The sequence below is a fragment of the Streptomyces sp. rh34 genome (assembly GCF_002551245.1).
GTDB lineage: Bacteria > Actinomycetota > Actinomycetes > Streptomycetales > Streptomycetaceae > Streptomyces.
Genome location: NZ_NTGZ01000149.1, coordinates 1 through 18,907 on the forward strand (window position 1 = coordinate 1; position 18,907 = coordinate 18,907).

Genomic DNA, 18,907 nt, shown 5'->3' on the forward strand with positions numbered 1-18,907 from the left:
CAGCCCGCTCAGAGATGTGTATAAGAGACAGAGGTCGGGGTGGACCGCACGCTCCGGGGGCGGAGCCGGGACCGGCGCCGCCGCGGCGGGCGGAGTACGGGGTGTGTCCGCCGGGGCGGGGCTGTCGGTCGGCATGGGACGAGCCTGGGGCCGGGGCGCGCCGGGACCTAGACTTTCGGTTGGAGACGAATGTCCGGCCGCGGGGCGAGGGAGAGGCATGCCGTTCCAGCTGCACTTCGGCGAGAGCGATCTGCTGCGCTGCCGGTTCGCGCTGTCACCCCTGTTCGAGACCCAGGAGGCGGTGCGCACCCTGCACCGCACGGGCCGCCACGGCTACCACCTGCCGTGGCTCCGCCGGATCCGGGAGGCGTCCGGGGCGCTGGACCTGGAACCGCTGTGGCTGCTGATGCCGGCCGTCGGCCACAACCCGGACTTCATCTGCCCGCCGCCGATCGGGCCGCTCGCGACGTTCGAGGAGGAGATCGCGGCCGTCCGGGCGGTCGATCCGGAGGTGGCGCGCGCCGACATGGCGCTGGCCCTGGCGGACCGGCCCGGCGGGACCGCGTCGGCGACGGGCCGCCGGCTGCTGGCCGATCCGGTGCGGGCGGTGCGGGAACTCGCCGATCTGCTGGAGCAGGCCTGGGAGACGCTGATCGAGCCGTACTGGCCCCGGCTGCGAGCCCTGCTGGAGGCGGACATCACCTACCACTCGCGGCGGCTCGCGGACAGCGGGCTCGAACAGCTGCTGGGTGAGCTGAGCCCCCGGCTGAGCTGGAACGGCTCGACGCTCACCGTGACGGGGACCCAGGGCGACCACGAGCGGGTGCTGGGCGGGCAGGGGCTGGTGCTGATGCCGAGCGTCTTCGTCTGGCCGGAGGTGGTGGGCGGCCACGAGGAGCCGTGGCGGCCCGGGCTCATCTACCCGGCCCGCGGCATCGGCGGGCTGTGGAGCGAGTCCGGCGAGCGGACCCCGGAGACCCTCGCCCGGCTGCTCGGCCGGGTCCGGGCCGATGTGCTGTGCGCGCTGGACGAACCGGCCGGGACGACCGCGCTGGCGCACCGGCTGGCCCTCGCCCCCTCGTCCGTGTCGGCCCATCTCTCCGTGCTGCGCGGGGCGGGGCTGCTGACCTCGCGGCGTTACGGGCACCAGGTGCTGTACGAGCGCACGCCGCTGGGAATCACCCTGGCCGCCGCCGGCTGACGCGCGCCGGGCCGCGCGGGCCACCGGACGGTGTCGCACCACCACTCTCGGTAACTGTTGTGTCACGATTGCTCACGTTTCCCTGTGTTCCGTATCCGTGAGTCACCGCTGTCCGAGGGGTCTGGATGTCCGGCCGCAGAATCGTCCCCCGCGCTCTCCCCCGTACCGTCCCCGCCCTGGCCGCCCTCACCCTGGCGGCCGTCCTCACCGCGGGCTGCTCGACACCGGAACCGCGTGTCACCCGGACCGCCGACGCGGCGGACGACCTCGTCCGGGGTGAGCCCGCCCCGAGCGCGGCCTCCCCGTACTGGGTCGACCCGAACAGCGACGCGGCCCGCCAGGTGCGCACCTGGGAGAAGGAGGGGCGCGAGGCGGAGGCGAAGATCCTGCGGCGGATCTCCGGCCGGCCGGTGGCCGACTGGCCCGCGTGGGACGACCCGGCCCCGGGGATCCGGGCCGCCGCGAGGTCCGCCGCCCGCACGAAGAAGACCATCCTGCTGGTGGCGTACAACATCCCGCACCGCGACTGCGGGCTCTACTCCGCGGGCGGCGCGAAGGACGCGGACTCCTACCGTTCCTGGATCGGGGAGTTCGCCGCCGCCATCGGGGACGCGCCCGCGACCGTGATCCTGGAGCCGGACGCCCTTCCCCACATCGCGGACGGCTGCACCCCGCCCGAGCACCACGCCGAGCGCTACCAGCTCCTCTCCGAGGCGGTGGACACGCTCAAGGCCCTGCCGAAGACCCGGGTCTACCTGGACGCGGGCAACCCGGACTGGATCGACGAGCCGGCCAAGATGGCGCAGCCGCTGCGGCAGGCCGGCATCGAACGGGCCGACGGCTTCTCCCTGAACGTCTCCAACTTCCAGTCGAACGAGAACGTGAAGGCGTACGCCGGCCGGCTCTCCGACGCCGTGGGCGGCTCGCACTTCGTGATCGACACCAGCCGCAACGGCAACGGCCCCCTGTCGGGGGGCCGTGAGGAGGCCTGGTGCAATCCGCCGGGCCGGGGGCTCGGCACGCCGCCGACCACCGACACCGGCGAGGACCGGCTCGACGCCTATCTGTGGATCAAGCGGCCGGGCGACTCCGACGGCACCTGCCGGGGCGGCCCGGCGGCCGGCGACTGGTGGCCGGAGTACGCGCTCGGCCTGGCGAGGCGCGCCGCCTCCTGAGGCGGTCGCGGCGCGCCTTCGGGCTCAGGCGACCTTGACCCACTTCGCCTCGGAGGGAACGCCGTCGGCGTCCGTGACGAAGAGCATGTACCAGCCGGGCGGCACCAGCGTGGGGTCGTCCGGCACGGTCACGCTCAGTTCGCCGTCGCCCTTCTTCAGGCCCAGCTCGATGGAGCGCTGCTCCACGTCGGTGGTGTGGGTGACGGCGCTCGGCCGCATCAGCCGGGCGGTGGCGATCCGGTCCGCGTCGGCGCTCTCGTACGTCACCGTCGCGCCGCGCTCGGTGGCCTCCGGACCGTCCCCGATCACCGGGCGGTCGTCCTTGCCCCGGTGCAGGGCGGGCGGGGTGTAGACCTCCATGCGCTGCTCGAACTTGCCGAGCTTGGTGTTGTCCTTGTCGCCGTAGAGCGGGTCGGAGCCGAAGGTCGCCACCCGCCCGTCGGGCAGCAGCAGCGCCTCGGAGTGGTAGTTGCGCCCCACCGTCGGCTCGGCCGCCTCCTTGAAAGTGTTGGTCTTCGGGTCGTAGGACTGCGCCTTCAGGATGTTGCTGTTCCCGCGGCCCCGGTAGTCCTCGGATCCGCCGCTGGTGAAGACGGTGTCGTCGGGCATGATCACGCTGTTCAGATAGCGCGTGCCCTGCGGCAGGTCGGGGCCCGGCTCGAAGGCGGGGCTCTCCTTCTTGAGGTCGATGACCGCCGTGCGGGCGGTGGACTTCTTGGACTCGCCGACCCCGCCGCCGCCGAGGACCATCACCTTCTGGTCCTGCACGGGCGGCAGCAGCAGCGAGGCCGCCGTCTCCAGCTGGTCGGTGTCGGTCAGCCCGGGGACCTTGGTGAAGGTGTTCTTCTTGATGTCCCAGATCCCCGGCTCGCGCCCCTTGTCCTCCGGGCCGTAGCCGGCGTTGGCGCCCGGGTAGAAGAGCTTGCCTCCCTTGGTCAGGAAGAGCGCCGGGTAGGTCGGGAAGTACTGGAAGGGGCCTTCGGACCACTTCTTCGTCTTCGGGTCGTAGACCTCGTTGTCGCCCGGGAGGATCGCGCCGACGTCGTCGAGGCCGGAGACGGAGAGCACCCGGCCGTCCTCCAGCCCGACGAGCGTCGGATACCAGCGGGCCTCCTTCATCGGGTCGACCTTGATGTACTTCTCCGCCGTCGGGTCGAACTCGTAGGCGGCGCGGATCCCCTGGAAGTCCTGCTTGTCCATGGTGATCTTCTCGGCGAGGCCGTAGGCGTTGTCGGCTGCCTTGCCCTTCAGCCCGACGATCTCGTACTGGGCGGCGTCCGTCGCCACCGCCTCGGGGCCGTCGTCCACCGCCTCGACGAAGACCCGCTGCTCGGCGGCGGTCACCTTGGTCTTCCACGGCTTCATCTGGCCGCTCTCGAAGTAGTCGACCTCGAACTCGCGCTTGGCCTTGGGGACGGTGACGTCGAACTTGGCCACGTACTCGACGCCGGAGGGCGACCGGAAGACCGTGCCCTTCTTGAGCTTCAGCGGCTTGTCCGGGTTCTCGTTCTTGACCCGCATACCGCCGCCGGCCCGCTTCACCTTGTCGTCGAGCACCTCGTAGCGGGCGGTGCCGCCCGCGATCAGCAGGCGGCCGTCGGGGAGCTGGGCGTGGCCGCCGCAGAAGAAGTCCTCGGGGGTGGGGATCTTCTGGAAGGTGTTCTCGGCCGGGTCCCACAGCACCGTGTCGAAGGTGCCCGCGTCGAAGTGCGCCTCGTCGTTGCCGGAGCCCGCGACGATCAGCACCTTCCCGGTGTGCAGGAGCGCCGCGTGGATCGCGTTGGTCCGGTACTCCTTCGGGATGTCCACCTTCTCCCAGGAGCCGTACTCCGCCTTGTACTCCGGCTGGTCGATCTTGTACGCGTGATATCTGTCCTCGGCGAAGGACAGGGCCGCGGGAGCGTTCAGCCCGGCGAGCAGCAGCACCGCGCCGCCTCCCAGGAGCGTCTTCCTCATCTGCTTCGAGGGCCGGTAGGCCATGGGTCAGTTCCCTCCTGCGGTGGTGGTGGCGGTGGTGCCCGCGCTCGCCGTGGTGGTCGCCGACGGGGCGGTGGTGGTGGTGGTGGTGACGTACGCCGGTTCGGGCGGCGGGGGCGCCGGGACGGGGACGGCGCGCGCGGTCTCGGCGCGCTTGTCCTGCCGGACGGTCCAGGCCCACACGGCGACCGGGGAGAGCGAGATCGCCAGCCCCAGCGTCGCCCAGGTCCGCATCGCCACGTGGGTGTGGTCCAGGTACACCGACGCGGCGAGCGAGGAGAGCAGGACCGCCGCCCAGGAGAGGTGGATACGGAAGGTGAGCAGCCGGTCCGGGGAGGCCTGGCCGCCCTTGGGCGTGACGACGAACCGACCGTCGGTGCGCAGCACGGCCGAGCCCAGCGACTTGAGGTAGATCGGGGCGGAGAGCGCGGACATGGCCATACCGGCGAGGCCGCCGGAGCCCTCGGGCTCGTGCGGGGAGACGTTGTGCCGGCGGTTCCAGAGGTAGAGCCCGATCTGGAGGGCGGCCGCGTCGCTGTAGAGCATCAGCCAGATGGAGGCGGCGACCTGGGTGCCGGACGCCCCGAACCAGAGGAACAGCACACAGCTGAGGACACCGAGCAGCCAGTTGACCGCGGTCATCGGGTAGTAGACGAGCATCAGCGTGTAGCTGAGGAGGCGGCCGGGCGGCACCCGGAACAGCGCCTTGCCGTACTGCTTGAACAGCGTCTCGTACGTTCCCCGGGACCAGCGCAGCTGCTGGGTGAAGAAGTCCGTCCAGGAGGCGGGGCCCTCGCCCACGGCCAGCACGTCGGGGGTGTAGACGGAACGCCAGTAGTGGCCGGTGCGCGGGTTGCGGCGGCGGTGGATCTCGAAGCCGGTGGCCATGTCCTCGGTGATCGAGTCGTACAGGCCGCCGACCTGCCGCAACGCGGCGATGCGAACGACGTTGTTGGTGCCGACGAACATCGGGGCGCCGTAGCGGTTGCCCGCGCGCTGGATCAGGGCGTGGAAGAGGAACTGCTGCGACTCGGCGGCCTTGGTGACGGCCGACTCGTAGTTCCCGTAGACCTGCGGTCCGACGACGAAGGCGACGTCCGGGTCGCGGAAGTAGCCCATCATCCGTTCCAGGAAGTTGGGCATGGGCACGTGGTCGGTGTCGACGGAGGCGAAGAAGTCGTAGTCGACGCCGTGCAGGGCGACCCAGGCGTTGTAGTTGCCGTGCTTCGTCTTCGCCTTGTGGACGCCCCTGTCACGGTTCCACTCGGGGACCCCGCGCCGGGTGAAGTGGTGGACGCCCAGTTCGGCGCAGAGCATCCGGGCCCCGGGGTCGTCGCCCTCGTCGAGCAGCCAGACGTCCAGCGGGCCGGAGTGCTTCAGGCGTACGGCGCCCTTGAGGGTGGCGCGGACCATGGAGAGCGGTTCCTTGCCGGGGACGTACGTGGTCAGGAAGGCGACCCGGGTGCCGGGCTCGGGGGTCACCGGGACGGGGTCCCGCGCGACGAGCGTGGCGTGCGCGATGGAGACCACGTTGACCAGCATGAACAGCTCGATCAGGGCGATCGACACCAGCATCACGGTGTCGGCGACGACCAGCCAGCGCTCCCCGTTCTCCCGCTCGGTCCAGTGCGTGGGCCAGACCAGGTACAGCAGCAGGACGCCCGTGAGCACCGGAGCGAGGGTCATCAGCAGGACGGCTCTTATTCGGTGCTTCTCCGTCGAGAGCAGGCTCTTGTACCGCACCCGGTACCCCGTCGGTTCCGGCTCCGTGAGCGGACCCGCGAGCCGGCTGTAGGTGTCGTAGTCGTAGCCCTCCGACCGCACCGTGCCTCCCACTGTCGAACGGGTTGATATCCCCACAGAAGGGGACAGCTAACGGTGTGTCGACTTGGCAGGTCCGAGTGAGCGGTTTTGGATCCGGAGCCGGAAAAGCCCCCGGCCGTGTGGCGCCGGGGGCTTTTCGGGTGAACGCGGGACGGTCGTACGGGCGGGCCGTCAGGAGGCGAGATGACGCTCCACGGTCTCGACCTTCGAGGTCAGGCCGTCGGTGACGCCGGGCCGGATGTCGGCCTTCAGTACCAGGGAGACGCGTCCGGCGCGGGCCTCGACGGCGGCCACGGCACGCTTGACGACGTCCATGACCTCGTCCCACTCCCCCTCGATGGAGGTGAACATGGCGTCGGTTCGGTTGGGGAGACCGGATGCGCGGACGACCCGCACGGCGTCGGCGACGTACTCCCCGACGTCCTCGCCGACACCGAGCGGGGAGACGGAGAACGCGACGATCATGCGCTGACCGTGCCCTCGCGGCGGGCGCGGGCGGCGATGACGCCGTCGGCCTCGTACTGCTTGAGGAGCTTGTCGCCGTAGAGCCCGCCGAAGGGGATGACCGCGAGGACGAAAAAGAGCGCGACGCGCTTGAGCGGCCACTTGGCCTTGACCCAGACGTCCAGCAGGAACACCACGTAGATCGTGAACAGGAGGCCGTGGAGCGCGCCGAGCGGCGGCATCAGGAAGTCGATGTCCGAAACCCGCATGAGGAGCGAGCCGAAGATGAGCAGCGCCGGGAAGGAGAGCGCCTCGGGAAGCGAGATGAGGCGCAGCCGGTGCAGGGCGGAAGCGGTCTTGATGTCCACGAGGGCACCTTCGAGTGGGAGGGTCGCGTGAGCTTGTGAAGACACGCACAAGCCGCCCCCATTGTGGCATCGCGCCGGGGCGCGCCCGGCGGCGGGGGCCGCCCCGTCCACCGGTGCGCGTATCGCCGCATATCAGGGCCGGTCCGCGTGCGCATCAGGGACGTAACGGTTCCGGAGCCTCTGGCCGGGGCGCGGCGCGGACGGCTACCTTCGTCGCGTGGCGATGTTCCGACTCCAAGGCAGCAAGACGCTCGCCGTCGATCTGACCGGCGATGCCGTCAAGGCGAAGAACGGCTCGATGGTCGCGTACGACGGCCGGATGACCTTCAAGAAGATGTCCGGCGGCGGTGAGGGCGTGCGCGGCATGGTGACCCGTCGGCTGACCGGTGAGCAGATGACGGTGATGGAGGTGTCCGGACAGGGCACCTGCTACTTCGCCGACCGGGCGAGCGAGATCAACCTGGTCTCGCTGCAGGGCGACACCCTGTACGTGGAGGCGAGCAATCTGCTGGCCACCGACGCCGGGCTGCGGACGGGCACGACGTTCACGGGGCTGCGCGGCGGGGCGAGCGGCAACGGCCTGTTCACCACCACGGTGGAGGGCACCGGGCAGGCGGCCATCCTGTCGGACGGCACGGCGGTCCTGCTGCGGGTGTCGCCGCAGTATCCGCTGATGGTCGACCCCGGGGCGTACATCGCCCACCAGGGCAGACTGCAGCAGAACTTCCAGGCGGGGGTGAACTTCCGGACGCTGATGGGCGAGGGCTCCGGCGAGGCGTTCCAGATCCGCTTCGAGGGCGACGGCCTGGTCTATGTGCAGCCGAGCGAGCGCAACACCGTCGGGGGCGATGTCTGATGCCGTTCCGGGAGATCAACTCCAAGATGGTCGAGGCCACCCTGGCCCCGGGCCAGAAGCTGTTCAGCCAGCGCGGCGCGATGCTGGCGTACCGGGGCGAGGTGTCCTTCACCCCGAACATCCAGGGCGGCCAGGGCGGCGTCGCGTCGATGATCGGCCGCCGGGTGGCGGGCGAGTCGACGCCGCTGATGACGGTCGAGGGCTCGGGCACGGTGATGTTCGGCCACGGCGGCCACCACATCCAGGTGATCCAGCTGGCGGGCGACACTCTGTACGTGGAGGCCGACCGGCTGCTCGCGTTCGACGGGACGCTCCGGCAGGGCACGATGTTCATGGGCTCGCAGGGCGGGGTGATGGGGATGGTGCGCGGCCAGGTGACCGGCCAGGGCCTGTTCACCACCACCCTCGCCGGGCACGGCGCGGTCGCGGTGATGGCGCACGGCGGGGTGATCGAACTGCCGATCACGCCGGGCCGCGACGTCCATGTCGACCCGCAGGCCTACGTCGCCCACCACGGCGAGGTCCGCAACAAGCTGTCCACGGCGGTCGGCTGGCGGGACATGGTGGGGCGGGGCTCCGGCGAGGCGTTCCAGCTGGAGCTGAGCGGCAGTGGTGCGGTGTACGTCCAGGCGTCGGAGGAGAAGCTGTGAGCACGCCCGTGGTCTTCGACCCGTCGACGCTGCCGGCGGACGACAACGTCAACTCCTACACCTTCTGCGTGGAGCTCAAGGGGAGCCGGTGGTTCCTGCAGAAGGGCAAGATGATCGCCTACTACGGGCAGATCCAGTTCGACGGCATCGGGCACGGCCGGTTCGAGCGGCTGGTGCGCTCCAGCTTCCATTCGCCGCTGCACGCGAGCGACTGGGTGGTGGCCGAGGGCAGCGGGAAGATGCTGCTGGCGGACCGGGCGTTCGATGTGAACTCCTTCGACCTGGAGGACGGCAACCTCACCATCCGGTCCGGGAACCTGCTGGCGTACCAGCCGACGATGGCACTGAAGCAGTCGATCGTGCCGGGGTTCGTGACGCTGATCGGCACGGGGAAGTTCGTGGCCGCGTCGAACGGCCCGGTGGTGTTCATGGAGCCGCCGCTGCGGGTGGACCCGCAGGCGCTGGTGGGCTGGGCCGACTGCCCCTCCCCCTGCCACCACTACGACCACGGCTACATGACGGGCGTGATGGGCGGTATCCGGTCCCTCACGGGGGTCGGCGGGACGTCGGGCGAGGAGCATCAGTTCGAGTTCGTCGGGGCGGGCACGGTGCTGCTCCAGTCGAGCGAGGCGCTGATGGCGGAGCAGGCGACCGGCGTGGTGCCGAGCGAACCGGGTGTTCCGGGCGGCGGGGGTCAACACGGATCCGCCCCGCGCATGCCCGGCCAGCTGGGGGACCTCCAGCGTCGCTTCGGGTGGTGAGCGGTAGTCTGCGGAGTGTGACGTCGAACGCCTGCGCCCAGCCGTCGGTGCTTGCCGAGGGGCCCCTCCGCGGTCCGGGGGTGCCGGTCGTCACACCCCCCAATTTCGTCCGGCTTTCAACTTCTTAGGTAGAATCCATATATGGAGACCGAGACGGCCACCCGCTGGCTGAGCGACACGGAACAGTGCGCCTGGCGCACCCACCTGGACGTCAGCAGGCTGCTGATGCACCAACTGGAGAAGGACCTCCAGCCGTTCGGCCTGACCATGAACGACTACGAGATCCTGGTCAACCTCTCCGAATCGGACGACCAGCGCATGCGGATGAGCGACCTCGCCGCCGCCACCCTCCAGTCCAAGAGCCGGCTCTCGCACCAGATCACCCGTATGGAGACCGCCGGACTGGTCCGCCGCACCCACTGCGAATCGGACCGGCGCGGACTGTTCGCGGTCCTCACCGAGCACGGCGCGGAGACCATGCGCAAGGTCGCCCCGCACCACGTCGCCTCGGTACGGCAGCACTTCATGGACCTGCTGTCCCCCGAGGCGCTCGCCGACCTGCACGCGGCGCTGACCCCGATCGCGGAACACCTGCGCGGCAAGCGCGGCAAGCTGTAGGAGCCGTCAGGCCGGGCGGGGCAGCCACAGCCGGAAGGCCGCACCGCCCTCGGCCGCCCGGTGCACCGTCAGCGTCCCGCCGTGGCGCGTGGCGACGTCCCGGGCGATGGCCAGACCCAGCCCGGCACCGCCGTCGTCCCGGCTGCGGGCGTCGTCGAGCCGGACGAACCGTTCGAAGATCCGCTCCCGCTCGTCCTCGGGAACGCCCGCCCCGTCGTCCCTGACCTCGACCCGCACGCCGCGCCCGTCGGCCGCCACCGACACCGCGACGCATCCCTCGGCGTGCCGCTGGGCGTTGTCCAGCAGATTGCCGACCACCCGGGACAGCTGCCCGCGCGACCCGCTCACCTCGAACGCCCCGCCCTCCGGGGCCTCGACGCCCACCGCGATCCGGTCCCCGGTCCGCTGCGACACCTCCTCCCGGACCAGCGCGCCCAGCTCCACCGTCGCACCGCCGGGCCTCTCCCCCGCGTCCAGCCGGGCCAGCAGCAGCAGATCCGCCGCCAGCACCTGGAGCCGTACGGTGTCGGCGACCGCCCCCGGGAGGTCCAGCAGCTCCGGATGGGCCTCGGCCACCTCCAGCTGGGTGCGCAGCGAGGCGATCGGGGAGCGCAGCTCGTGCGAGGCGTCCGCGACGAACCGCCGCTGCCGCTCCACGGACGCCTCCAGCACGGTGAGCGTCTCGTTCGTCGTCCGGGCCAGCGCCGCGATCTCGTCCCGCGAACCGGGCTCCGGCACCCGGCGGGCCAGGTCCTCGGAGGCGGTGATCGCCGCCATCTCGCGGCGGATGCCCTCGACCGGCCGCAGGGCCCGGCGGGTCACCAGCCAGGTCACCCCGGCGACGACCACCAGGAGCAGCGGCAGCCCGGTGAGCATCGCCCCGCGCACCGTGTTCACCGCCTCCTGCTCGGCGGCGAGCGGTGCGCCCGCGTACACGGTCAGGGTGACGCCGCGGGGGGTCGTCGCCTCGACTGCGGCGAAGCGGTAGTCGGCGGTGGTGCGGTCGACGGTGGCGGTGCCGTCGGAGAAGTCCGGGTCGTCGGAGGAGACCTGACCGCGGCCGGGACGGCTGCCGTCATCGTCGTCGTCGGCGCTGTCGTCGTCGGCGCTGTCGTCGTCCTCGTCCCCTTCGCGGGACGACGGGGAGGCCCCCGCCGAGGCCGACGGCACCGGGGTGACGCCGCTCGTGCCGGTGCCGGTGACGGCCCGCAGGTCCTTGGAGACGATGACGACCCGGCCCTCCTCGTCGGTCACCTGGACCGGGTGGTCCTCCTCGTCGTCCATGTCCAGTTCGGCGTACGGGGTGTCCGTGGCCAGCTGTCCGGCCACCTCGCGGGCCGCCACCTCGGCCTGGAGGTCCGCCTGGTCGATCAGGTTGGCCCGCAGGACCAGGAGCACGGCGAGCCCGGCCGCCACCAGGGCGACGGCGACGACCAGGGTGGCCCCGATGGCGGCCCTGGCCCGGACGGACCTCACCTCGCCTCCAGCCGGTAGCCCGCGCCGCGCACGGTACGGATGGCGGTCGCGCCGAGCTTGCGGCGCAGGGTGGAGATGTAGACCTCGACGATGTTCGGGTCGCCGTCGTAGGCGAAGTCCCAGACGTGCTCCAGGATCTCCGCCTTGCTGACCACCTGGCCCGCCCGCAGGGCGAGTTGCTCCAGCACCGCGAACTCCTTGGCGGTGAGCGCGATCTCGTCCTCGCCGCGGATCACCCGGCGGGCGGCGGTGTCGATGCGCAGGGACCCGACGGTCAGGACGGGCGCGGCGGTGCCGGCTCCCCGGCGGCGCAGCAGGGCGCGGACCCGGGCGACGAGGACGACGTAGCTGAAGGGCTTGGTCAGGTAGTCGTCGGCGCCGGTGTCCAGGCCCTCGGCCTCGTCGTACTCGCCGTCCTTGGCGGTCAGCATGAGGATCGGCACCTCGTGTCCGGCGGCGCGCAGGTTCGAGCAGACGCGGTAGCCGTTCATGCCGGGCAGCATGATGTCGAGGATCACCAGGTCGTAGGCGCCCTCACTCGCCCGGTGCAGCCCTTCGAGCCCGTCGTGCACGACATCCACGGCGAAACCCTCGGCGGTCAGTCCCCTGGCCAGGGACACCGCGAGGCGCTTCTCGTCCTCCACGATCAACAGGCGCATGCGCACAGCCTCGCAAACTCCACCTGAAGGCGCCTTCAGGTGGCTTCAGGCTGCGTTCAGCATCGTCCCGGCAGTGTGGGTCACGTCGAACAGCACAGCAGCTCTCGGGGAGGAACCTCATGAAGCGCAACGTCACCATCGCGGCGATCACCGCGGCCGTTCTGATCGGCGGCACCACCGCCGCCACCGTCGCCTTCGCGGACGACGGCGACCGTACGCCCGCCAGGAGCGCGAGCGCCGTGAGCCTCGCCGACGACGCCCGCGACGACGACGGTGCCCCGGCCGCCGCGAAGACCACCCGGATCACCCTCGACCGGGCCGTCGCCGCCGCCCTGAAGAGCGTCCCGGGCACCGTCACCGAGGCCGAGCTGGACGATGACGACGACGACCACGACGGCCGGGCGGTCTGGGAGCTGGACGTCCGCGGGTCCGACAAGCAGTGGCACGATGTCACGGTGGACGCCGGCAACGGCAAGGTTGTGAAGACCCGCGACGACGACAACGACGACCGCGACCGGTACGCGCCCCGCTCCTCCACCGTCACCCTGAACCAGGCGGCGGACGCGGCCCTGAAGACCGCGCCTGGCAGCGTCACGTCGATCGACCTGGACGACGACGATGACGACGACGGCGGCCGGGGCGACGTCCTGCGCTGGGACATCGACATCGCGGGCAAGGACGGCCGGCAGCACGAGCTGCGCGTCGACGCGAAGACCGGCAAGGTCACCGTGGACCGCGACGACGACGGTGACGACGACCGGGACGACCGCGCGGACGACCAGGACGACGACCGGGACGGCGACGACGGCTGACCCTGCTCCGTTCCGCGCCTCCGAGCCGGGGACGGCCCCGTACCGCGGTTGCGGCACGGGGCCGTCCCTCGTTGTCGTCCCGCCCGTCCCGGGGGGCACGTCCGGTCCCGCCCGGCCGGGCAGCCGTCGCGATCAAGCCGAAGGCAACGTGGTGAAGGTGAAGGGCGACGTGATATTCCTCGACGGGCGGTCCGGGCACGCGAAGCCCGGCGTCCACCGGAACTTCGGCTCGCTGAGGATCGACCAGTGATCAGTTGCGAACAAGCCGCCGGACCGGCCCGCAGGTACGTGGATGAGGATCCCCTCAACAGTGAGGTGGAGCTGGTACCCATCGACGGCCACTCGGCCGTGGTCGGCACGTACGCCTACTTCGGCTACCAGGACCGCCGCTACCTGGAGACCGGCGACCCGTCATTCATGGTGGTCGGGACCGGCCCCGTCCGCGTCGACCTGGTGACGGGCGAGTGCACGACGCTCGGCGCCGTGGAAGCCGCCTCGATGGATCTGTTCGAAACCGATGATCTCGGCCTCCTCGGTCCGGGCGGATGGCGCGTCGTCGCTCCCGAGCTCATGAGCGCGTGGCGGGCGGCGTTCGACCGCGAACCGGCCGCTGCTGATCTCTCCGTGGCCTGTCCCGGGTGCGGGGCGGCGGATCTCCACCGTTGGTACCGGGAGGACGGTCCGCTGGACGCGACCATCGATGGCGTCCGTGCCGCGGCCCATGCCTGGCGGACGGAGTGGTGCGCCTCGTGCCACCTCTGCCACGAGGACGGCGACAGCTTCCTGCCGGAGCACTGGGAGTCTCCGTACGAGGTACCCGAGGCGTACATGATGAAGTTCGCCCCGCGGTACGTCGAAGCCGCCCGCCAGGCCGAGCGCGCGGCTGATGAGGGACGTCCGGCGCGGGACAGTTGACGGGGAGGCGGTGGTCGCGCCGGGTTTCCCCCTGTGCGAGCAGGGGGGAGCCCGGCGCACCCGCCGGCCCCCACGGCGCAGGCCCTCGGAGCAGTGTGTGCCGCTCCGAGGGCCTGCGGCCGTATCGCTCAGGAGCTTCCCGTCAGCCCCGCCACCAGCTCGTCCGCCGCCGCGTACGGGTCCAGGGTCCCCGCCACGATGCGCTCGGCCAGCGCGTGCAGGCGGCGGTCGCCGCGCAGGTCGGCGATCCTCTCGCGGAGCGCGGTGACGGCGATCGTCTCGACCTCGTGCGCGGCGCGGGCGGTGCGGCGCGCGGCCAGGACTCCGTGCTCCTCCATCCAGGCCCGGTGCTTCTCCAGGGCCTCGACGACCTCGTCCGTACCCTGGCCCCGGGCGGCGACCGTCTTCACGATCGGGGGGCGCCAGTCGCCGGGGCCCCGGGACTCCCCCAGGCCCAGCATGTGGTTCAGCTCGCGGGCGGTGGCGTCCGCGCCGTCCCGGTCCGCCTTGTTGACCACGTACACATCGCCGATCTCCAGGATCCCGGCCTTGGCCGCCTGGATGCCGTCGCCCATGCCCGGGGCGAGCAGCACGACGGACGTGTCCGCCTGGGAGGCGATCTCCACCTCGGACTGGCCGACGCCGACCGTCTCGACGAGGATCACGTCGCAACCCGCCGCGTCCAGCACCCGGATGGCCTGCGGCGCGGACCAGGCGAGGCCGCCCAGGTGGCCCCGGGTCGCCATCGAGCGGATGTAGACGCCCGGGTCGGAGACGTGGTCCGCCATCCGGATCCGGTCGCCCAGCAGCGCCCCGCCGGAGAAGGGCGAGGACGGGTCGACGGCGAGGACGCCGACCCGCTTGCCCGCCCGGCGGTAGGCGGAGACCAGGGCCGAGGTGGAGGTGGACTTGCCGACGCCCGGCGAGCCCGTGAGCCCGACGACGTAGGCGTGGCCCGCCAGCGGCGCCAGCGCGGCCATCACCTCCCGCAGCTGCGGGGACGCCCCCTCCACCAGCGAGATCAGCCGGGCCACCGCACGCGGCCTGCCTGCTCGCGCCTGTTCGACCAGCGTGGGGACGTCCACGTCCACGTTCACCGCTCCGTATCCCTTGCTCTGCCCAGTACCCGTACGGGTCCGGAGTCCGTACGGGTACTACTTGCCCGGGACGCGGATGATCAGCGCGTCGCCCTGACCGCCGCCGCCGCACAGCGCCGCGGCGCCCGTGCCGCCGCCGCGCCGCTTCAGCTCCAGGGCCAGGTGCAGGACGATCCGGGCGCCGGACATGCCGATGGGGTGGCCGAGCGCGATGGCGCCGCCGTTGACGTTGACCTTGTCCGCGGTGACGCCGAGGTCCTTCATCGACTGGACGGCGACGGCCGCGAACGCCTCGTTGATCTCGATCAGGTCGAGGTCCTCGACGCCGAGGCCTTCCTTCTTCAGGGCGTGCCGGATGGCGCCCGAGGGCTGCGACTGGAGGGAGTTGTCGGGGCCCGCGACGTTTCCGTGGGCGCCGATCTCGGCGATCCAGTCGAGGCCCAGTTCCTCGGCCCTGGCCTTGCTCATCACGACGACCGCGGCGGCGCCGTCGGAGATCTGCGAGGAGGTGCCGGCGGTGATCGTGCCGTCCTTGGCGAAGGCGGGGCGCAGCTTGCCGAGGGTCTCCGCGGTCGTCTCGGCGCGGATGCCCTCGTCCTGGGCGAAGAGGACCGGGTCGCCCTTGCGCTGCGGGATCTCGACCGGGGTGATCTCGGCCTCGAAGAGGCCGTTCTTCTGGGCGGCGGCGGCCCGCTGGTGGGACTGCGCGCCGATCTCGTCCTGGGCGGCGCGGCCGAGACCGAGGCGGCCGTTGTGCTTCTCGGTGGACTCTCCCATCGGGATGTTCTCGTACGCGTCGGTGAGGCCGTCGTGCGCCATCGAGTCCAGCATCTCGATCGCGCCGTACTTGTGGCCCTCACGGGACTTGGGGAGCAGGTGCGGGGCGTTGGTCATGGACTCCTGGCCGCCCGCGACCACCACGTCGAACTCCCCGGCGCGGATGAGCTGGTCGGCCAGCGCGATGGCGTCGAGCCCGGACAGGCACACCTTGTTGACGGTGAGCGCGGGGACGTTCATCGGGATGCCGGCCTTGACCGCGGCCTGCCGGGCGGGAATCTGGCCCGCGCCCGCCGTGAGCACCTGACCCATGATCACGTACTGGACCTGGTCACCGCCGATGCCGGCCCGGTCCAGGGCGGCCTTGATGGCGAAGCCGCCGAGGTCGGCGCCGGAGAAGCTCTTGAGGGAGCCGAGGAGGCGGCCCATGGGCGTCCGGGCGCCCGCGACGATCACTGAGGTGGTGGTACCGGTCGTTGCTGGCATGGGCACGGCCCCTTGGGATCGGATGTGAACGAGGGTTTACTTGAATGTACTGAGAGGTACCGCGCCCGTCATCCGGCAACCGGTGTGACGGCGCGCACGTTGCGTAACCATGGCGGTAGCGCTGCACTGGATCCATGCTGACGCGCATCGACCACATCGGGATCGCCTGTTTCGACCTGGACAAGACGGTGGAGTTCTACCGTGCCACGTACGGATTCGAGGTGTTCCACAGCGAGATCAACGAGGAGCAGGGCGTCCGGGAGGCCATGCTCAAGATCAACGAGACCTCGGACGGCGGTGCTTCGTACCTCCAGCTGCTGGAGCCGACCCGGGAGGACTCGGCCGTGGGCAAGTGGCTGGCGAAGAACGGGGAGGGCGTGCACCACATCGCCTTCGGTACGGAGGACGTGGACGGGGACGCGGCGGACATCCGCGGGAAGGGCGTCCGGGTGCTGTACGACGAGCCCAGGACGGGGTCGATGGGGTCCCGGATCACGTTCCTGCACCCCAAGGACTGCCACGGCGTCCTCACCGAACTGGTCACGAGCGGGACGGAGCACTGACCACCGCATACCCGGCCCGGTAGAGTGGGCGGTTCCGGGCCGGGGCCGGGTCGGGGCCGTACCACGTCCTCGTCGTTGTCTGTCACCATTCCCCGGGGGATCTCTCGCCCGCGAGCAGCACTCGTGCGGAGAGTTGCGACCAGGGTTGGGGTCTCCCCTGCTCGAACCAAGTTGAGAGCTCGGGGAAGGATGGGACCGCGCAGTGCGGGGCTACGAACGCCAGGAGAGCCACCGGGCTGAAGACGACCATCTCTCGCGGTTCGAAGCCGAGATGGACCGGCTGAAGACCGACCGGGAGAAGGCCGTCCAGCACGCCGAGGACCTCGGTTACCAGGTCGAGGTCTTGCGTGCCAAGCTGCACGAGGCCCGGCGCAATCTCGCGACCCGCCCCGCCTACGACAGCGCGGACCTCGGCTACCAGGCCGAGCAGATGCTGCGGAACGCGCAGATCCAGGCCGAGCAGATGCGCAGCGACGCCGAGCGCGAGCTGCGCGAGGCCCGCGCCCAGACGCAGCGGATCCTGCAGGAGCACGCCGAGCACCAGGCGCGCCTGCAGGCGGAGTTGCACACCGAGGCCGTCCAGCGCAGGCAGCGGCTCGACCAGGAGCTGGCGGAACGCCGCCAGACCGTCGAGTCGCACGTCAACGAGAACGTCGCCTGGGCCGAACAGCTGCGCGCCCGCACCGAGTCGCAGGCCCGCCGACTGCTGGAGGAGTCCCGCGCAGAGGCCGAGCAGGCGCTGGCCGCCGCCCGCGAGGAGGCCGCCCGGCTGGCGGAGGAGACCCGTCGGCGGACCGGCTCGGAGACCGAGACCGCCCGGGCCGAAGCCGAAGCGATCCTGCTGCGTGCCCGCAAGGACGCCGAGCGCCTGCTCGGGGCCGCCTCCGCCCAGGCGCAGGAGGCCACCAGCCACGCGGAGCAGCTGCGCTCCAGCACCACCGCGGAGACCGACCAGGCCCGCCAGCAGACCGCCGAGCTGAACCGGTCCGCCGAGCAGCGCCTGTCGGAGGCCGAGACCCGGCTGCGCGAGTCCCGTCTGGAGGCCGAGAAGCTCCTCTCCGAGGCGAAGGAGGCCGCCGCCAAGCAGCTGGCCGCCGCCGAGTCGCAGAACGAACAGCGCACCCGTACGGCCAAGTCGGAGATCGCCCGGCTGGTCGGCGAGGCCACCAAGAGCACCGAGGCGCTGAAGGAAGAGGCCGAACAGGCCCTCGTCGACGCCCGCGCCGAGGCGGAGCGGCTGGTCGCCGAGGCGGGCGAGAAGGCCCGTACGGTCGCCGCCGAGGACGCCGCCGCCCAGCTGGCGAAGGCGGCCCGCAGCGCCGAGGAGGTGCTCACCAAGGCATCCGAGGACGCGAAGTCGACCACGAAGGCGGCGAGCGAGGAGGCCGAGCGGATCCGCCGCGAGGCGGAGGCCGAGGCGGACCGGCTGCGCGGCGAGGCCGCCGAGCAGGCCGACGAACTCAAGGGCGCGGCCAAGGACGACACCAAGGAGTACCGGGCCAAGACGGTCGAGCTCCAGGAGGAGGCCCGCCGGCTGCGCGGCGAGGCCGAGACGCTGCGCTCCGAGGCGGTCGCCGAGGGCGAGCGGATCCGGGGCGAGGCCCGCCGCGAGGCGGTCCAGCAGCTGGAGGAGGGCGCCCGCACCGCCGAGGAGCTGCTGACCAAGGCCCGCTCCGACGCGGACGAGCTGCGCACCAAGGCGAACGGCGAGAGCGAGCGCATCCGCACCGAGGCCGCCGAGCGCGCCGCGACCCTGCGCAAGCAGGCCGAGGAGACGCTGGAGCGCACCCGGACCGAGGCCGACAAGCTGCGGGCCGACGCCGAGGAGCAGGCGGCGGCCGTCACGGAGGCGGCCGAGCGGGCCGCGACCGAGCTGCGCGAGGAGACCGAGCGCGGCGTCGCCGCCCGGCAGGCCGAGGCGGCCGACGAGCTGACCCGGCTGCACACCGAGGCCGAGTCCCGGCTCGCCGCCGCCGAGGAGGCGCTCGGCGAGGCCCGGACCCAGGCCGAGCGGATCCGCCGCGAGACGAGCGAGGAGTCCGAGCGGCAGCGCGCGGAGGCCGCCGAGCGGGCACGGGCACTGACCGAGCAGGCCGTGGCGGAGGCCGAGCGGCTGCGCGACGAGGCCGCCGCCGACGCCGCCCAGTCCCGTGCCGAGGGCGAGAGCGTCGCCGTACGGCTGCGCGGCGAGGCCGCCGCCGAGGCGGAGCGGCTCAAGTCCGAGGCGCAGGAGAGCGCCTGTCTCTTA

General features: G+C 71.7%; 18 protein-coding genes. 10 read left to right on the forward strand and 8 right to left on the reverse strand.

The annotated features are described in order from the left end of the window. Positions 1-217: 217 nt before the first annotated feature. Both CR470_RS24245 and CR470_RS24250 read left to right on the forward strand, forming a co-directional pair. The gene (locus CR470_RS24245) at positions 218-1,201 is read left to right on the forward strand and encodes an ArsR/SmtB family transcription factor (RefSeq protein WP_097869656.1); all 984 of its coding nucleotides are present in this window, start codon (positions 218-220) and stop codon (positions 1,199-1,201) included. Positions 1,202-1,326: 125 nt separating this feature from the next. Continuing rightward, positions 1,327-2,376, forward strand: coding sequence for a glycoside hydrolase family 6 protein (locus tag CR470_RS24250; RefSeq protein ID WP_097869657.1), 1,050 nt, complete (start codon positions 1,327-1,329; stop codon positions 2,374-2,376). A gap of 24 nt (positions 2,377-2,400) precedes the next feature. On the opposite strand, the gene CR470_RS24255 is transcribed toward CR470_RS24250, so the two are convergent. The 4 genes from CR470_RS24255 to CR470_RS24270 form a co-directional block, all read right to left on the reverse strand. Next, positions 2,401-4,356: a galactose oxidase-like domain-containing protein gene (locus CR470_RS24255; protein ID WP_097869658.1), complete on the reverse strand. Its 1,956-nt coding sequence runs from the start codon at positions 4,354-4,356 to the stop codon at positions 2,401-2,403. A 3-nt stretch (positions 4,357-4,359) separates the two neighbouring features. Then, positions 4,360-6,177 carry a glycosyltransferase family 2 protein gene (locus CR470_RS24260; RefSeq protein ID WP_179892365.1) on the reverse strand — a complete coding sequence of 606 codons (1,818 nt, stop codon included), beginning with the start codon at positions 6,175-6,177 and terminating at the stop codon, positions 4,360-4,362. Between the two features lie 171 nt (positions 6,178-6,348). Further along, positions 6,349-6,642: an MTH1187 family thiamine-binding protein gene (locus tag CR470_RS24265; protein WP_097869660.1), complete on the reverse strand. Its 294-nt coding sequence runs from the start codon at positions 6,640-6,642 to the stop codon at positions 6,349-6,351. Continuing rightward, the gene (locus CR470_RS24270) at positions 6,639-6,989 is read right to left on the reverse strand and encodes a DUF3817 domain-containing protein (RefSeq protein ID WP_069756124.1); all 351 of its coding nucleotides are present in this window, start codon (positions 6,987-6,989) and stop codon (positions 6,639-6,641) included. Before CR470_RS24270 ends, CR470_RS24265 begins: the two co-directional genes overlap by 4 nt. A 223-nt stretch (positions 6,990-7,212) precedes the next feature. Here CR470_RS24270 and CR470_RS24275 point away from each other — a divergent pair, with 223 nt between their 5' ends. The 4 genes from CR470_RS24275 (at position 7,213) to CR470_RS24290 (ending at position 9,874) form a co-directional block, all read left to right on the forward strand. Continuing rightward, positions 7,213-7,845, forward strand: coding sequence for an AIM24 family protein (locus CR470_RS24275; protein WP_097869661.1), 633 nt, complete (start codon positions 7,213-7,215; stop codon positions 7,843-7,845). After that, entirely contained in the window at positions 7,845-8,495 is a 651-nt protein-coding gene (locus CR470_RS24280) for an AIM24 family protein (protein WP_097869662.1), read from the forward strand. Before CR470_RS24275 ends, CR470_RS24280 begins: the two co-directional genes overlap by 1 nt. Further along, complete coding sequence (locus CR470_RS24285; RefSeq protein WP_097869663.1) at positions 8,492-9,256, forward strand: AIM24 family protein; 765 nt, start codon at positions 8,492-8,494, stop codon at positions 9,254-9,256. The genes CR470_RS24280 and CR470_RS24285 overlap by 4 nt, the downstream gene beginning before the upstream one ends. Positions 9,257-9,397: 141 nt before the next feature. Beyond that, entirely contained in the window at positions 9,398-9,874 is a 477-nt protein-coding gene (locus CR470_RS24290; protein WP_003966219.1) for a MarR family winged helix-turn-helix transcriptional regulator, read from the forward strand. Between the two features lie 6 nt (positions 9,875-9,880). Here CR470_RS24290 and CR470_RS24295 read toward each other — a convergent pair whose 3' ends face one another. After that, complete coding sequence (locus CR470_RS24295; protein ID WP_097869664.1) at positions 9,881-11,350, reverse strand: sensor histidine kinase; 1,470 nt, start codon at positions 11,348-11,350, stop codon at positions 9,881-9,883. Then, positions 11,347-12,009 carry a response regulator transcription factor gene (locus CR470_RS24300; RefSeq protein ID WP_097869665.1) on the reverse strand — a complete coding sequence of 221 codons (663 nt, stop codon included), beginning with the start codon at positions 12,007-12,009 and terminating at the stop codon, positions 11,347-11,349. The genes CR470_RS24295 and CR470_RS24300 overlap by 4 nt, the downstream gene beginning before the upstream one ends. Positions 12,010-12,128: 119 nt before the next feature. Here CR470_RS24300 and CR470_RS24305 point away from each other — a divergent pair, with 119 nt between their 5' ends. Next, a complete protein-coding gene (locus CR470_RS24305; RefSeq protein WP_097869666.1) occupies positions 12,129-12,821 on the forward strand; it encodes a PepSY domain-containing protein in 693 nt (230 codons plus the stop codon). 246 nt (positions 12,822-13,067) lie between these two features. After that, on the forward strand, positions 13,068-13,736 hold the full coding sequence (locus CR470_RS24310) for a hypothetical protein (RefSeq protein ID WP_097869667.1): 669 nt from the start codon (positions 13,068-13,070) through the stop codon (positions 13,734-13,736). A 128-nt stretch (positions 13,737-13,864) separates the two neighbouring features. Here CR470_RS24310 and meaB read toward each other — a convergent pair whose 3' ends face one another. Together meaB and CR470_RS24320 are read right to left on the reverse strand one after the other, a co-directional pair. After that, positions 13,865-14,833, reverse strand: a complete 969-nt coding sequence (meaB, locus tag CR470_RS24315) for a methylmalonyl Co-A mutase-associated GTPase MeaB (RefSeq protein ID WP_179892366.1) — start codon at positions 14,831-14,833, stop codon at positions 13,865-13,867. Positions 14,834-14,890: 57 nt separating this feature from the next. Beyond that, positions 14,891-16,066 (reverse strand): acetyl-CoA C-acetyltransferase, encoded by a 1,176-nt coding sequence (locus CR470_RS24320; RefSeq protein WP_097869668.1) that lies wholly within the window; start codon positions 16,064-16,066, stop codon positions 14,891-14,893. A gap of 164 nt (positions 16,067-16,230) precedes the next feature. Here CR470_RS24320 and mce point away from each other — a divergent pair, with 164 nt between their 5' ends. Continuing rightward, positions 16,231-16,659: a methylmalonyl-CoA epimerase gene (gene mce / locus CR470_RS24325; RefSeq protein WP_097869669.1), complete on the forward strand. Its 429-nt coding sequence runs from the start codon at positions 16,231-16,233 to the stop codon at positions 16,657-16,659. 202 nt (positions 16,660-16,861) lie between these two features. Continuing rightward, positions 16,862-18,907 (forward strand): polarized growth protein Scy (gene scy / locus CR470_RS24330; RefSeq protein WP_097869670.1); only part of this gene is annotated, 2,046 nt, incomplete at its 3' end.

What these genes read in the sequence shown, in the direction of transcription:
- CR470_RS24265 (WP_097869660.1), bottom strand. Translation starts at nt 6,642, where the DNA reads ATGATCGTCGCGTTCTCCGTCTCCCCGCTCGGTGTCGGCGAGGACGTC.
- CR470_RS24300 (WP_097869665.1), bottom strand. Translation starts at nt 12,009, where the DNA reads ATGCGCCTGTTGATCGTGGAGGACGAGAAGCGCCTCGCGGTGTCCCTG.
- CR470_RS24250 (WP_097869657.1), top strand. Translation starts at nt 1,327, where the DNA reads ATGTCCGGCCGCAGAATCGTCCCCCGCGCTCTCCCCCGTACCGTCCCC.
- CR470_RS24255 (WP_097869658.1), bottom strand. Translation starts at nt 4,356, where the DNA reads ATGGCCTACCGGCCCTCGAAGCAGATGAGGAAGACGCTCCTGGGAGGC.
- CR470_RS24275 (WP_097869661.1), top strand. Translation starts at nt 7,213, where the DNA reads ATGTTCCGACTCCAAGGCAGCAAGACGCTCGCCGTCGATCTGACCGGC.
- CR470_RS24305 (WP_097869666.1), top strand. Translation starts at nt 12,129, where the DNA reads ATGAAGCGCAACGTCACCATCGCGGCGATCACCGCGGCCGTTCTGATC.
- CR470_RS24245 (WP_097869656.1), top strand. Translation starts at nt 218, where the DNA reads ATGCCGTTCCAGCTGCACTTCGGCGAGAGCGATCTGCTGCGCTGCCGG.
- mce (WP_097869669.1), top strand. Translation starts at nt 16,231, where the DNA reads ATGCTGACGCGCATCGACCACATCGGGATCGCCTGTTTCGACCTGGAC.
- CR470_RS24290 (WP_003966219.1), top strand. Translation starts at nt 9,398, where the DNA reads ATGGAGACCGAGACGGCCACCCGCTGGCTGAGCGACACGGAACAGTGC.
- CR470_RS24280 (WP_097869662.1), top strand. Translation starts at nt 7,845, where the DNA reads ATGCCGTTCCGGGAGATCAACTCCAAGATGGTCGAGGCCACCCTGGCC.